Annotated in this window: 12 protein-coding genes; 7 read left to right on the top strand and 5 right to left on the bottom strand. The window is 52.3% G+C overall.

Annotated elements, in window-relative coordinates:
- Positions 1 to 128: 128 nt before the first annotated feature.
- From L6D81_RS04365 to L6D81_RS04335, 7 genes are read left to right on the top strand one after another with little or no spacing between them, the layout of a single operon-like run.
- Positions 129 to 1148: a glycosyltransferase gene (locus tag L6D81_RS04365; protein ID WP_236178029.1), complete on the top strand. Its 1020-nt coding sequence runs from the start codon at positions 129 to 131 to the stop codon at positions 1146 to 1148.
- Positions 1148 to 2305 (top strand): NAD(P)/FAD-dependent oxidoreductase, encoded by a 1158-nt coding sequence (locus L6D81_RS04360; protein ID WP_236178028.1) that lies wholly within the window; start codon positions 1148 to 1150, stop codon positions 2303 to 2305. Before L6D81_RS04365 ends, L6D81_RS04360 begins: the two co-directional genes overlap by 1 nt.
- Complete coding sequence (locus L6D81_RS04355; protein ID WP_236178027.1) at positions 2302 to 3039, top strand: glycosyltransferase; 738 nt, start codon at positions 2302 to 2304, stop codon at positions 3037 to 3039. The genes L6D81_RS04360 and L6D81_RS04355 overlap by 4 nt, the downstream gene beginning before the upstream one ends.
- On the top strand, positions 3036 to 3983 hold the full coding sequence (locus L6D81_RS04350) for an aldo/keto reductase (RefSeq protein ID WP_236178026.1): 948 nt from the start codon (positions 3036 to 3038) through the stop codon (positions 3981 to 3983). Before L6D81_RS04355 ends, L6D81_RS04350 begins: the two co-directional genes overlap by 4 nt.
- Before the next feature lie 15 nt (positions 3984 to 3998).
- Positions 3999 to 4379, top strand: a complete 381-nt coding sequence (locus L6D81_RS04345; protein WP_236178025.1) for a GtrA family protein — start codon at positions 3999 to 4001, stop codon at positions 4377 to 4379.
- A 27-nt stretch (positions 4380 to 4406) separates the two neighbouring features.
- Positions 4407 to 4901, top strand: a complete 495-nt coding sequence (locus L6D81_RS04340; protein WP_236178024.1) for a hypothetical protein — start codon at positions 4407 to 4409, stop codon at positions 4899 to 4901.
- Positions 4882 to 6141 (top strand): hypothetical protein, encoded by a 1260-nt coding sequence (locus tag L6D81_RS04335; RefSeq protein ID WP_236178023.1) that lies wholly within the window; start codon positions 4882 to 4884, stop codon positions 6139 to 6141. The genes L6D81_RS04340 and L6D81_RS04335 overlap by 20 nt, the downstream gene beginning before the upstream one ends.
- 111 nt (positions 6142 to 6252) lie before the next feature.
- Here the strand turns inward: L6D81_RS04335 and L6D81_RS04330 are convergent, their stop codons facing one another.
- Genes L6D81_RS04330 through L6D81_RS04310 form a run of 5 tightly spaced genes read right to left on the bottom strand, consistent with a single transcriptional unit; the run spans position 6253 to position 15346 of the window.
- Positions 6253 to 7638, bottom strand: a complete 1386-nt coding sequence (locus L6D81_RS04330; protein ID WP_236178022.1) for an FAD/NAD(P)-binding protein — start codon at positions 7636 to 7638, stop codon at positions 6253 to 6255.
- Positions 7635 to 8228: an adenylyl-sulfate kinase gene (gene cysC, locus L6D81_RS04325; protein ID WP_065257146.1), complete on the bottom strand. Its 594-nt coding sequence runs from the start codon at positions 8226 to 8228 to the stop codon at positions 7635 to 7637. The genes L6D81_RS04330 and cysC overlap by 4 nt, the downstream gene beginning before the upstream one ends.
- Positions 8229 to 8288: 60 nt before the next feature.
- Positions 8289 to 13166: a glycoside hydrolase family 99-like domain-containing protein gene (locus L6D81_RS04320; protein WP_236178021.1), complete on the bottom strand. Its 4878-nt coding sequence runs from the start codon at positions 13164 to 13166 to the stop codon at positions 8289 to 8291.
- A gap of 4 nt (positions 13167 to 13170) precedes the next feature.
- Positions 13171 to 14538, bottom strand: a complete 1368-nt coding sequence (locus tag L6D81_RS04315) for an ABC transporter ATP-binding protein (RefSeq protein ID WP_236178020.1) — start codon at positions 14536 to 14538, stop codon at positions 13171 to 13173.
- Positions 14528 to 15346 (bottom strand): ABC transporter permease, encoded by an 819-nt coding sequence (locus tag L6D81_RS04310; RefSeq protein ID WP_085612176.1) that lies wholly within the window; start codon positions 15344 to 15346, stop codon positions 14528 to 14530. The genes L6D81_RS04315 and L6D81_RS04310 overlap by 11 nt, the downstream gene beginning before the upstream one ends.
- Positions 15347 to 15427: the final 81 nt, after the last annotated feature.

Here is a 15427-nt window from a genome sequence, read left to right as displayed (position 1 = left end):
TTGCAGGTTTTCCTGCAAAAGACCATGAACGAAAAGGGTGACGCGACCTACCTTGCAGATTAAGATTACGGGCTTTTTTTTCGAAATGATGGACGACAGCCGATGGCCGACGTCTCGAGGGACTTTAAATGGCATTTTTTCCGGTGTTTCTTTCGGTTGTCTTTGTAGTGCGCAACCAATCAAACCATATTGGAAGTATCCTGGCAGACGCAGTTGAACGGATGTCCACGCTCGTTAGCGACTACGAACTTATAGTTGTCGATAATGCTTCGGATGACGACAGCATATCGATATTGAAAAGCCTGACCGGCGAAAACGGCCTGCCCAACCTGCAAGTCTATGCGCTGACCAAAGAAGTCGATGCCGATACCGCATCGTGGGCTGGCCTGGAAAACGCTCTGGGCGATTTCGTCGCAGTGATCGATCCGCTCGTTGATGACATCGCTTTCTTGCCTGAAATGCTCGACAAGGCAGTCAGCGGTGCAGACGTGGTTTTCGCCAAGAACAAACAGAAGCCCGCACAAAGTCTCGCTTACGAAGTCGCCTATTCGGTCTTCAACAAAGTCTACAAATCGTTCAACGGTATACATCTTGCCACCGAGGCGCCGCAGTATCGGGTGCTCAGCAAGCGCGTCATCAATTTCATCCTGCAGCACCCTCAACCGTCGGTAACCTATCGCCACCTCCCGGCGACAGGCGGTTTTGCCCGTGCCAATCTGAATTACAGTTCCAGCCCCCGAGTTACCCAGAAAAAAAGACTACGCGAAAGTATTGATCGAGGCATGCTCCTGTTGGTGTCGACCACTCGGGCGCCCATGCGTCTGGTCACTTCCCTTTCGCTGTTTGGAGCAGTCGCGAATCTCATCTACAGCTTTTATGTTGTCGCCAGCGCCTTTCTCAAAACAGATATTGCACCGGGCTGGATCAGTCTCTCCTTACAACAATCCGGTATGTTTTTCCTGATTTCGCTGGTGCTCCTGGTATTGGGTGAATACATCCTGCACATGACCAGCCTGACCAATGAAGGGCCGCTGTATCATATTGCCCAAGAGTTCACCAGTGCGCGCATAACCCGCCGTGAAAAGCTGAATATCGAAGAAGTCGCATCGCCTGAGACGCCACCATCCTCCTCAGGCCGAGTGGCGTGATGTCGACGACCAATATGCAGGATGCGGTCGTTATCGGAGGAGGGTTCTACGGCGCAGCGATCGCGGTTTACCTTGCCAGACAACGCGGCATGAAACAGGTCACGCTTATCGAGCGTGAATCTTCGCTGTTGAGCCGGGCCTCTTATAACAATCAGGCTCGCGTACACAATGGCTACCACTACCCGCGCAGTTTCACTACGGCATACCGCAGCCGGGTCAACCTTCCGAAATTCGTTCAAGACTGGCCTGAAGCTGTAAAACAAGACTTCACCAAGCTGTATGCGATCGCGCGACGAAATTCGAAGGTTACTGCGAACCAGTTCGAACGCTTCTACAGGGAAATCGGGGCAAAAATCGAGCTGGCCAGCCCTGCACTTCGATCACTGTTTGAGCCTCGGCTGATCGAAGAGGTTTTTCTGGTAGAAGAGTACGCATTTGACTCGACCCAACTCGCCAGATGGGCGTTACGTGAACTGCAGGAGAGCGGTGTCCGCATTTGCCTGAATACCCAGGCCGTAGCCATTGCCAACAGCCCGAATCAATCGCTGAACATTACCCTGGCTCCCGAAGGCAAAGACCGGGAACAGATCAGCGCTCGATACGTCTTCAACTGCACCTACAGTGGCCTGAACCAGTTTGGCGGCGACTTTCCTGGTACTCGCACTGCGCTGAAACAGGAAATCACCGAAATGGCGCTCATGCGAATGCCGCCAGCGCTCAGCGAGCTGGGTATCACCGTAATGGATGGACCGTTCTTTTCCGTTATGCCCTTTCCAGCTCGTGGCTTGCATACGGTTTCGCATGTTCGTTACACGCCTCACCTGCACTGGGCCGATGACCCCAATACCAATCCCTATCAAAAGCTGGACAGCTATCAAAGGGATACCCGGGTCGATCGAATGATCCGCGATATTGGACGCTACTTGCCTTCAGTACTGGACTCGGAATACGTCGACTCACTCTTTGAGGTCAAAACCATTCTCAGCAAAAATGAAGGTGACGATGGCCGACCTATTTTGTTCGAGAAACACGAAACCCTTCCGGGCTGTTATTCCATCCTGGGTGGCAAGATCGACAATATTTATGACGTGCTGGAAAAGCTCGAGACTGAAAACCTGTCCGGCGCGCAAACCACTTCTTCCGAGCAATCACAATGAATTCGCTGATTGAAATTACCATCCCGGTCCTGAACGAAGAGTCAACGCTGGCCGAGCAGGTTCGTAAAACCCACGATTATATTCAAACCAACCTGAGCGATATCGGCACCATTCGCATTGTCCTCGCGGATAATGGATCCACCGACCGAACTCAAGAGATTGCTCTGGAGCTGGAAAAAAACCTTTCCGACGTTCGCTACCTGCGCCTTGAACAGCGCGGAGTCGGTCGTGCGCTCAAAGCGTCGTGGACGCAATCGAGCGCCGACATCGTCGGCTACATGGATCTCGACCTGGCCACCGACTTGAGCCACCTGCGCCCGGCGCTAGAAGCGCTGAAAGCCAACAAGGCAGATATTGTGACAGGCTCGCGCCTGGCCAAAGGCGCCAGGGTCATCGGACGCAAACCTCTCAGAAACGTGACCAGCTTTGGCTTCAACCTCATCGTCAAACTGATTTTCCGAACATCATTCAGCGATGGGATGTGCGGGTTCAAATTTCTCCAGCGCAGTGTTCTCGCCCCTTTGATGCAGACAGGCGCCAACAGTGACGGATGGTTTTTTGCAACCGAGTTGCTGATCACCGGCGAACACTTGAAATACCGCGTGATGGACTTGCCGGTCACATGGACTGACGACCCGAACTCGAAGGTGAAAGTGCTCAAACTGACCATCGAGTACCTCAAAGCGATGTTTTCCCTGCGCCAACGCCTGAACAACTCAAAGCGTGAAGCATGAAGAACTCGAATCTTTCGCCAGACCATAAACAGTTGGTATTGGGTACCGCCCTCTGGGGCTGGGGTATTGAACGCACCCAGGCGTATGAGTTGCTCGAGCAATTTTTGCTCAGCGGCGGAACAATGGTCGACACCGCGACGAACTACCCTATCAACAAGCGTCAGGAGGACTTCGGTCTCGCTGTTCGCTGGATTGCTGACTGGGTCAGTCAAAACACCAGTTCGAAACTCGCACTGACTGTCAAAATCGGCTCGAAGGACAATATGGGCTCGCCTGAAGTCAGTCTGAGCCCGGATGATATAGATCGCGCATCGAGTACCCTGCACAGTCAATTTGGTTCGGCACTTTCCTGCGTTTCGATCCACTGGGACAATCGCGCAGAGGACGACATCGACGGTGCGACCATTGCAGATACCGTCGAGGCCATGTCCAGACTTGAACAGCAGGGTCTCGGTATCGGTCTTTCGGGTATCAGACATCCCGAGCTTTATTACAAGGCCGATCCGTCGCTCTCTCGCAAGTGGGCCATTCAGGTCAAAGAGAACCTCAAGACCCATGCTGCTCGCGCAGCCTACGAAGCCTGGTTCCCCGATGCGAAGTATCTGGCCTACGGTATCAATCTGGGCGGCCTGAAGACCGAAGCGACCAAGACAAACAGTTCGATGGAATTGCGCAACATCAATATTCCTCAGGCGTTTACACAGAAGCTCGTCGACTTCCTCAACGAGCCGCACGCATTCGAACCAAGACCCACAACGCTCAACGAACTGGCCCTCGCCGCTTCCTTTGTAAACCCGTCGCTGTCCGGGATCGTCATTGGCCCCAGAAACACCGACCAATTAGACAATACCCTCAACTATTGGAAATCGCTGCAAGCACAAGCAGACACAAGTACAGGGCAGAAAGTCTTCACTCGACTGTTCGAAGAATTACCGTCCGACTAGGAAGACTCGCTGACAATGCAACCGCTCAAATTCATATTTGCAGGCGTCGCCAATACGGCCATCGGCTATGGCGTTTTCCTGCTACTTGTCACATTGCTGGACATGAACCCTTCCTATGCGAACGCCATTGGCTATGTCATTGCCTTGATAGCCGCGTTCATCCTCAACAAGACTTTTGTGTTCAACCAATCCACCACTGATCGAAGCACGATACCGAAGTTCATTATTGCTTTCGGCATTGCTTTTGGAATCAACCAGCTGGTGTTGATCTCCGGGTATCGCCTGGCGGGCCTGGATCCGAAAATCGCGCAAGTATTTGCCATGATTTCTTACACCATCAGCTTTTACACTCTGAACAAAAAATTTGTATTCAACAAAAAAACAGATCTCGATTAAAAAAGACACTACACAAGGACACAACAAGTGCCGACCAACCCCATCAACAAGCGCGTCACAAACGCCTTGTTCTCACCGCTTAGTTATGGCTTAGCTCTTCTGCTCTCCATGGCAATTGGTGTTATTTTTTTTATTGCCAACAACACAACTATCCCTGCACCACTCCCACCAGAAGAAAATTATATTCCCGCACTGAAGGTTAACTTTGATCAGTGCACAACTGGAAAATACTGGATAACTGTAAATGGCTGGGCACTATTGGACCGGCCTGACAGCGCGACAAAAATCCACCTATTTGCCACCGGGCCAGGCGGCTCTATAAAGCTGACAACACGGCGTCTGCAAAGAAAAGATGTCAGTGACTTTCTAAAAATTCACAGTGATTTCCACTTGCACGGTTTTTACGCATCTGCAATAGGGCGCAACCTGAGCCAGCGGTACGGTGAAAAAGTAAAAATCTTCATTGAAGACTCGAAGGGCTTAATTCACTACGGAGGCGAAAATGTCTGCACAGCAAATTGATTCCAACACCCAAAAGACACTGGCCTTTGTGTTATTTATTGCCTTGTTCTACTTGTACTTCTTTCTAACTCTGGAACTCAAACCTTTTTCCGACGATGTAACTTTTCTATCAGTTGCCACATCAGGCGAATCACCGCTCCACTATTTAGCCAGGCGCTACAACGCCTGGACAGGTAGGATCGTTATTGAAGCAGTCATGTACACCACGATCGCCTATTCTGCGTTCTGGAAACTGGCAATACCTACTTTATTGCTACTTAGCATCTACGCCACCTGGAGAGTTTTCTTTTCCAAGACAATCGACTTCCGCTATGGCATTCCGATCTGCATGGCTTTAATGCTGTTAACAGGCCATAACATCCTCGACACCACCATATATTACGTGACCGGATTTTATAACTACTTGCTGCCGATTTCAGCAGCAGTTTTTGTATGCGCAACATTCATGCGCCCCTCGTTATTCTCTACCCCCGAGAAATTTCTCGCCATTCCTCTCGCACTGATCGCATCGCAGTCCGAGCAGGCCGGCATATCAACACTCGCACTGTTTACCGTTTCTTTATTATGGGACAAAAAGAGTTCATTAGCATATAGAAGCACACTACTGGTAATCGTTGCCATTGGATTTGCGTTTCTTATCACTGCCCCAGGGAACTACCTGCGCCTCGTCTCCGAATTGCGCTACATGCCAGAATTCAATGACTACAATATAATAAAGAAAATCTCGACTGGCTTTGATGTTTTCAACGCCCACTACACCGACACAAGAAATCTATATCCAAAAGCGATCGGAATACTAATAACGATGCTTGCCTTTCAAAAACAATTCAAATTCAAAAAAATTGCCTTTGTATTGATGGCGATCGGAGTATTCCAAGGAAGTATTTTTTCTAACATCTTCAACATAGGAACAAATGAGTATTACTCCCTGCGCTACGCAAGCACAGGACTCGGCCTAGAGTACTTTTTGTCCTACACGCTTAGTATTCTTTCGCTTGTCAGCATGATCTACATCATGAAACAACTGTTAGAAAATGACGCGAGCTTCTATCTCGCCACTTTCTTCCTGCTCCTGCATACCGCAGTTACGACTCTGGTAGGTCTTTCTCCGACAGCATATGAATCGGGCTACAGGGTTCTATTGACAGGTGACATGATAAGCCTAATGTTGATTTGCCTGCTCATTAAAGAACTCATTGATCAGCGCAGTCATTGCGTGCTGCCTACCCCTTCGAAATAACCCCTCGATCAAGAGTTTCATGTACCGAACACTTGGTTAACAGGTGTTCGGTACATATAAAGGGATAAACGGAGGGAATGGGCGATGGGTATCTATAAGCAAACCATTCAGTCAAGAACCCAGCTCAAAATCCGCAATCAGTTTTAACGCCAATACTTTTCCATACTGACGCAACTCTGGTACAGCGGTAGCCTCCCAATAGTCCGCCTTTAACATAGGCCCTATATAGAACAACCAATCGGACGCCTTTCCCTCCTGACTTAGCACGGCCAATTCACTGCTAACACACAACCCAAGGTTTAACGCATCGACCTTCAAAAGACCATCGCGCTCCAGCTGTAGGATCAAACGATCCTCAACCCGCCTAAGATTGGTGTTAGGTCCTGTACAATTTACGACTTTGGCGACTTTCAAGCTTGTAACGAATTGCTCGCCTCTTGCTTGAATATCAATATTCATGCCTTCTGCACAAGTTGTTACAGCCTTGATCCGTCCCGCTATTGAGCGAATTTGCCCGCGCGACTGAGCCCTCTCGAAGCGGCTGTACGCCTCCGGGGCCACTCGATGGCGATGAACATCCCAATAAGGCTGGAGGTGCCGCAGAAACCGTTGACGCTCGACGTTGGGCAGACGTTTCCACAACGTAGGAGTAATGGGCCGCAATGCACCCAGAACATTTCGCCAGTCAACACCCCGCTGCTCACACAAATCGACTTCAGTACGAATTACCCGCATGTAACTACGTACGGTTGACGCAGTGCTCATTAACTTAGCAACGATGTCCGTAGACAGCAGCTCAGCGTTACGGCTTGCACGATGAGGAGCAGGGCACAAACCGCGACGCGAGAGCATATGAATTGGCCCCCGATGCCCTTCATGTATCAGTCCGAGCGCAACGTCGAGCGCGGTTAGCCCGGCCCCCACAAGCAGAATCGGTAAGTCGACATCTGGAGTGGCTGCTTTACTGATCGCCCAAGGGTCAGATTCATAAAGATCAGATTCAACGTGAGATGTAAAACAATCCAGATCAACAGGTGAAAAGTTACCAAACGCGAGCACCACTCGATCCGCGATAACTTTTTCACCGCCGGCCAACTCAACAACGCCTTGCGCACCTTGTGCCTTTATTGAATGCACTTCGGAAACTAGTCGTTCCAACCGCACGCTCTTCGAGCAATGCTTTTCGGCATCATCCAGAACCGACGTCAGATACTCTCCATAAATCTTGCGTGGAATGAATGACGATGCCGTGCAGGCAGGATCCCTCGCCTGGCAGAAGCGCAGAAAGTGTTCAGGATCATCGACGTCCGCACTCATATTCCCCGCAGGCACATTGAGCAGGTGTAACGGGCTGTTGGTGCCGTACGCCAATCCTCGCGCCATGGTCCCGGAGCGGTTGATGAGTACGACTCGGACATCGGAGGGGCTGCGACGCAAGAATTGTGCTGCCGTTACTGCTCCGCTGAAACCAGCGCCAATGATGACGAGGGTTTTCATTGATCAAACCTTTTATCCAGATATTCCAGTACTCTTGCGATGGATTCGGACAGGTCTTCGGCAACAGTGTTGATGCGAATATCCGGATTGACCGGTGCCTCATAGGCAGAGTCGATCCCGGTGAAGTTCTTGATCTGGCCCGCCCTTGCCTTGCTGTAAAGTCCTTTCGGATCGCGTCGCTCACACTCTTCCAGCGAGGTGTCGATAAAGACTTCGACAAATGCTTCATTGCCGATGACGTCACGCGCCATGGCGCGATCACGATGAAACGGGGAAATGAACGCGGTAATCACGATCAAGCCGGCGTCGATGAGTAACTTCGACACTTCTGCAACACGTCGAATATTCTCGACCCGATCAGCATCGGTAAAACCCAGATCCTTGCACAAACCCATGCGCAAGTTGTCGCCATCCAACAGAAATGTGTGCCGGGCCTTGGCCACGAGTGCCTGCTCCAGAGCATTGGCGATCGTCGACTTGCCCGAGCCACTCAAACCCGTCAGCCAGATAACAGCCGGTTTTTGCCCCTTTACCTGAGCTCTTGCCGACGCACTGATGGCGGTAGCGTGAAAAACCAGATCCTTGCTCATACGATTAACCTTATTCGAATCAGACTACAAGGCCCGCCAGCAACTGGCGGGCCTTCTGCTCTAAGCGTGGGGCAACAGGCGATCACGCAGGGCCTTGATGCGAGCCTCGCAGATCCGGTAAGACTCGCTAGCCAGCAAGTCCGCACGCTGTTGCTCATCAGTCAGCGCAAGCGTATGGGTATCGCAACCGATCCGGTGAATGTAATCGCCGATAAAATCACAGGAACGCAGTGACGCCCAATCGGTACCGTCGCGCGTGAACAACTGCATGGTCAGATAGTAGTCTTCCATGTACTTCATATCATCGAAGTAGGTGACCGCTTCCAGATCGCACTTGTTCAGATCGAGCAGAAAACTGTGCAGCGGCGCGTGGTTATGCTCGATGAAATCACGGTAGTTATCACCGTAATCGTAAATCTTGTCACGCTTGACGATGCAACCAGTCGCCGCATCCACCATGGTGGAGTAGACACGTGCAAAGGTTGCATTCTTGCCACTGGACTTAATCTGTTCCAGTTGTGAGCTGTAAGCCCACGGAAACAGCATGTCGTCATAATCAAGAAATGCTGCGTAACCACTGCCGACTGCCTTGAGCGCATCGTTCAACATCAACGAGCGCAAATCCGGCGCTTGCTCCGTCGAGAAGTAACGGCGAATCACCGGAGCACAATGCTCATTCCACGGCAGTTGAGCGAGCTGCGCTTCAAGAATTGCGATTTCCTGGTCATCCATATCCTGGATGGCCAGAACAGGCAAAACCTGACTACCGGATTGAGCGACCAACGAAAGAAGTGCATTGATCAGCGATGCACGGTCACCACGACGGTGGTAACGCACGATGGTCGATACCGTGTCGAGCGATGATCCTTGGATGCCGTTATCCGGCAGCAGTCGGAAACATGAGGCCTCACAGCAGATCTTGTAGCCGATCGTCGGTGCATTCGGACGCAACTCCATGCAGGCAACCTGATCAGGCTCGATACTGAAGTTGACAGTACTTTCACCCTGCACAAACGATGGATCGTTTCGCAGACTGGCCGACACGGAATACCCCTTGTGCCGCTTGGCCATTTTCAGCAACGACTCGATGGCCGTTGCAGGGAACAGGCAAATATCGCTGAACTGCAACGTGAAGTCGCATTCGGCAGGCGCAAGCCCGGAGATCTTGACACCTTGCGCCTGCAACGTCTGGTGAAGCTCTGGGTTTTCGAAAGAAACCGAGCAAGCTTTGAACGCATCTGAACTGGCAAGGCATGCCAGGAACTTGCGACGCGACTCAGGTTCAGCCTCCAGGCGTGCCACTGCTTCAGGTGTCAGCACCACATTCAGCTTCAATTCTGCTGGCAGGACACAATCGGTGGTCGCCGAAAAGGACTGGCCGGACAACGCCCGTCCGATGGAGTTGAGGTAGCCGTAACCAAAGCGGGTATCGGGCTCAAGGTGCGCCCCCTCAGCCCATTCGTTCCAGGCGTTTACCACTACGTAGCGGCGATCTTCCGGCAGGTGCTGCTCGGAGTAATCCACCAGAAACTCCATCCAGCTCTGGAATTTTTCCGTAGTGAAGTGGTTAAGCACGTACGCCCGGTTACCGTAACGAGCAGTGTTATCCCAGGTTGGAACCAGCGACCGGAACAGCGTGAAATCCTTGCCCAGATCCTGCCCCATGTAGTGATCGGCAACTTCGCTGTAGTTAATGATGTTACCTTCCAGAGGCCAGTAAGGGCGCAACTGGCTGCGAGTGTCCTGAACCGCGTCGGCAGTCCAGTCATGCAGTACCCGTTCGACGGCAGAGTCCATGCCATGATCTTGCGGATGCGTCGCACCGCGCGTCAGCGTCGCCACCATATATGGCGCCTTGAGACCCTCGCGCTCGCACTCTTCGCGCCACACAGCCAGGTAGTCGTCGATATGTTCGATCGAGGACGGACGATACACGTGCAACATCGGACGGCCATCTACTTTGATATAGCGCTCGTCTTTGAAGAACGGAATGAGATAGCGAATAAAGCCGCGGGCGTCTTCTTTCGAATAGACCTGCCCCAGCAGGATTTCCGCCTCGTTACCATCCCAGCGGCGAGTCCAGTTCTCGTTCGCCCAACAGAAACAGAACGGCATATCGATCTGCTGATTATCCAGCAGCATTTGTGCCGGCTTCTCAAGGATCATTCTGCCGGTGAACCAGTAATGATAGAAAATCAGGCCGTGAACACCTGACTTCTTCATCATTTCAGCCTGCTGTTCCAACCTGGCCGGGCCGTCCAGATGGTAGTAACCGATGTCCTCGTGCGGAACATGTTGCTGATAATGACCATAGAACAACGGATTGGCCGAACGGACTTTGTACCACTCGGTAAATCCGGTGCCGTGCCATTCATCATTCTCGGGTGTCGGGTGAAACTGCGGCAGGTAGTACGCCAGCACCTTGATGGTGTCGTGTGTGATGCTCGCAGAGTAATCAACCTGAGGCTCGTAATACTCCCGGGGCTCGTGCGAAATCTGCGGAGCCTCCAACTGATAGTTACGTCCCTCACTGGTGGTTGTATTGACCAGTACCAGGCGTTCCAGCGAACGGCTCAGCAGATCACCGGCAACGGCGTCTTCATTACTCGCGAAGTGCTCGAATTGCAATGGCAACTGCAGCAGGTCACTGATAGTGCCAACCCGTGCCCAGAACAGCCCGACTCGAGGGAATTGCGCACTCGGGAAAGTAGTCGCATCGATCTCGCGGTACTTTTCCAGAGCCGTGGCAATCACGTTTCCGGTATCAGTCCAGCCAGCCTGGTGGTAGATGGCAGACTCAGGTCGGGTGTCGACGGGATACACAACCTTCGCGTCCCCACCGAGCAATTGAAGAATCTGCCCGACATTGGCAGGGGAACCGCATAGTAGCACCAGGCGCTCTTTCAACCCGGAACCGTTATCGTTATCGGCGCTGCCGGCTTCGTCATGGAAGTGCGCTATTACGTCGTAAGCTTTCAATCGACTGCCGAACTGGACAATCAGCGCAGCAATCGCTCCAACCTGCCCGGGGACAACCTCAACGACCAACTTGCGCAACAGAGGCACTGCTGCACGCAACGCTCTGTCGTCAAACTTCAAGCTATCGCCGCTGCTGCGAGAAATGAACAGATCGAATTCGACCGGGACATTTTTGAGGTAGCTGAGCCAATGGCCCGACAATTGCTCACCGCTCAAATGAAGATGAACGGCAACCATTCCAGGCGCTGTTGTTGGTGCCTCTGGCAGGTAAGGATCCAGGTAGTAAGGCACCACTTTGAGTACTTCGTACTCAGTCAATGCGGCGTCGCCAAGCGGTTTTGAAACCTGATTCAACGCCAGTCGCTTCTGGCTGAGCTTGAGCTTGCGGACTGCAATAGCCAGTGCATGACGCAAACCGCCACGGCGAGCTTCGCGTACAAAACGGCTGAGCAGCTGCGGCTGTTGCGCAACCAGATTCAACAGTTGTATGGCGAGGCGATGGCGACCGACCTTGCGGGATAGATGGTAGTTACGACCTTTGGTGTCGTGGATCGACCGGCCTTCGTAGTACCCGTGGCGCAAGTAATGGATCAGCGGATTGATACGGCGTAACCGCACGTCCGGATAGTTGTCGAGATAGGCCTTGGTGGAAAATCCTGCCGACGGGTCACGCCCCTCACGCCAGCCCTGCTCAAGATAGTGCTGCAACGGGTCGACACCCGCCGCCCGAACATCTTCGTAGGTACTGAGGTAGTAAGCGGCATCGAACAGCTCGCTCTGAGCCGGATGATCATCTCGATAGCGAAGACCGAACCGCTCTGCAATGCGCGAGACAAGGGATTTCAGCAAAAAGCGTCCAGAAGAATAACGACGCAGGTCAGCCTCAAGGCTCTCAATTGATAGCTCCGCGTCTGAAAGAGACGTCTTGAAAACACCATACTCAGTCTCGAGCCAACGACGGTGTCCATCGAGGTTTGAGTAATCGGCCTTCAACGCTTCGTGTCGTTTATCAAGTTCGCCGTAGTCGGCGGCAAGCGTCGTGATGTTTTGTTCTTTCAGCCTCAGTTGCACATTCAGATCAGCGTTGTTTTCATCGAAACGACGCATGAGTCGATAGGCAGGCAAACGTTCGTTCATCGCCTCGCAAAGGCTGTTGACAGTGCTGACGACCGCCTGGTCATCTGCACGCTCATCACGCGAGAGTTCCAATAGCAGAAGACTGAGGTTCAAGACATCGGCCGGTACTGCGGAATCCTTTTTGAGCTCGTCCAGCGTAAAGCTGTTGTGCTGCAGCGACCGCTGGAGAAAGTTGCTCTGATATTCCAGGAACTCGGAGCCCTGCGGGTCAAACGGCAACCCCAGCGACTCAGACATGCGTCGCAGCTGCTTCTCGGGTTCCTGAAGCATCAACTCGTAATTTACAAAAACACGCGATGCGCCCTGGCTATATTTCATACTGAACAGCATGTGCTCAAGCCAGAGAAAGTAGCCTTTCTCAACTTCGAACTCGTTCCGCTTGACCAACGAATGCGCAACGTTTATCGGGTTACGGAAAGCAATGACATAGCTGACCTGCAGACCCAGTTCGGCAAAGATCTCCTGCCAGAATGGCAGCAGTCGGGACATCCGTGGGTCTTTTACGCCGAAACACTTGATCTCATTGAGCTTATCGCGCAGATGCTCGATTGCTCGCGCCTTGTGGCTCTGCGCGACCGGCGAGTCCAGCTCTTCCCGGCGAATGGGAAGCAGACTGTCCCAGGCGTGCCCCAGATCCGCCAGCAACTCTTCGTTGTAAGCGGTAATCGTTGCGTCTTCAAAAAAGCCTTTTTCGTTATTGCCCGATTCGGCAGGCAACAGGTTATCGCCCAGATCCACACCAAGGACTTTCAAACCACGCGTAATGGCACTCGTACCGCTTCGGTGCATGCCCAAAACTACGACTATTTGTTTATGATCCATAAGATTAATTATGCTCAACACTTGAAATGGTAAAAGCTGGGATACATTTGAAATCTACTGTCCCGGTTGCCGTGATTGCAGTTTCCGGCAGAACACGAAACAGGCAGGCGTCGATCAGACGATGCAGATAGGTCTCCTCTTCCCCTACGACACCGACCACCCCAGAGTTGAGGAAATACGTTCCGGGGTTCAAATTGCACTCGAACTTGAATTCAACATCGACTTCAGCGTCGGCAGCCACGTAGGTAATGGCGTCCTGCGCGCTCGCCGCACTGGCCGCCCCACCAATCTCGATACCGGTGAGCGTCTTGATCATCATGCCAAAGCGAACAGCCCCCGCTCCCGTCGAAAAGGCGACGCGATAGGTATAGCGGTAGCTGTCACCGCGTTTGAGGCAGTTAACCTGTTTACCGACCGCATTGAGGATGCGCGGCTCGCTGATCAGAACGCCGTGAGACTCGTAGGACATCATACTTTTGGAAACGATATGAGGATCGAAGTATTCCTCAAGTCCTTTGTCCTTCGCCTGCGACGCCTCGACCGCCACCTCGGTGCGCTGGGCCTCCCGCTGCAGTTCAAGACGTTCGAGTACACCGGTCTTGATCGATTCGCGGATTTCCGCAACTTTGTCCGCAGGCGCATAGAGCAGCTTCTGATACTGGCCGACAATGACCTTGGGAACACCTTCGGCGAGCTTCTCTCCCTTATCCAGCAGAATCGCACGCGTACACAGTTCGATCACGGCACTACCGGAGTGCGAAACAAACAGAATGGTCGCGCCACTCGCCTTGATTGCCTCGATCCGCGCGAAGCATTTGCGCTGGAACCGTTCATCGCCGACCGACAGCGCTTCATCAACAATCAGGATTTGCGGATCTACGTTGATCGCCACGGCAAAAGCCAGACGCACCATCATGCCACTGGAGTAAGTCTTGACTGGCTGATCGATGAATTCGCCGATTTCCGCAAAGGCTTCGATCTCGGCAAAACGGGACTCGGTCTCAGCGCGCGTCAGTCCAAGCACCGCAGCGTTCATGTACACGTTTTCGCGACCGCTGAATTCCGGGTTGAATCCCGAACCCAACTCCAGCAAGGCTGCGACACGACCGTGGGTCATGATGTCGCCGTGTGTCTGATTGAGCGTGCCGCAAATCATCTGCAACAGCGTCGATTTACCGCTACCGTTTCGCCCGAGAATACCAACGGTTTCGCCTCGGTCGATGGTGAAAGAAACATCCTGCAGCGCCCAGAACTCACGAAAGTACTGCTTGCGGCCGCGTGCGAACATTTGCATCAGCCGATCTCTCGGCTTGTCGTAAATATGGAAACACTTACTCAGGTTGTTGACGGCAATGGCGGTATTAGAGGACATCGGCGAACCCTTTACGCGTTTTTTGGAACCACGCAAATCCTAGCCAAAAGACAAGAGCTGCAGCGATATAGTAGAAACCCAGATGAATCAGACTTGGCAGTTCGCCCCTGAAGAGCAGAGCCCGGGTATCTTCAATTGCCGGGGTCAGGGGGTTCAAAAAGAGCAGATGCCGGTATTCTTCAGGCAACGCCGTGATCGGATAAAAAATCGGTGACAGAAACATCAGAACGGAAGTGCAGACACCGATGATCTGACTGACATCTCGCAAGTACACGCCCATAGAGGCGAGAAACCACACCAGGCCGACAACGAAAATGATCAGAGGAGCCAGAAATACCGGAAGCAACAGAATGGTGTACTGAAGCTTTCCGAAGAAAATCAGATACGCGATCAGCCAGACACTGAGGCTGACGAGAAAGTGAAACATAGCCGCGCCAAGCGTAACCCATGGAAGTATTTCCAGCGGGAACACCACTTTCTTAACATAGTTGACGTTGCCGATAATCAGACCCGGGGCTCTGTTTATGCACTCGGCAAACAGATTGAAAACGATCAGACCCGCAAACAACATGAGCGCAAATTCGGTTTTCGAACTGCTATCGACGCTCCATCGGGCTTTGAACACAACGCTGAATACGAATGTGTAAATCACCAGCATCACAATCGGATTGAACAGTGACCACAGCATGCCCATGATCGACCCGCGATAACGCCCAACGATCTCCCGCTGCACCAGCGCCCGGATGAGACCTTTGTTGCGCCAGATGCTATTGAGCATCTCCTTTGGCGAAGCAGAAAAGTTCAGCATTGTCTCAAAACCTCAATAAATCCGAGGGAGTTTAAATTCCTCAGCAAACTCTCTCGTCCTGCCATCACTTGAATTACCACA

Source organism: Pseudomonas sputi (assembly GCF_021603585.1).
Lineage (GTDB): Bacteria > Pseudomonadota > Gammaproteobacteria > Pseudomonadales > Pseudomonadaceae > Aquipseudomonas > Aquipseudomonas sputi.
The sequence above is the reverse complement of the archived record's forward strand: the minus strand, read 5'-3'. Positions and strand labels throughout refer to the sequence as shown.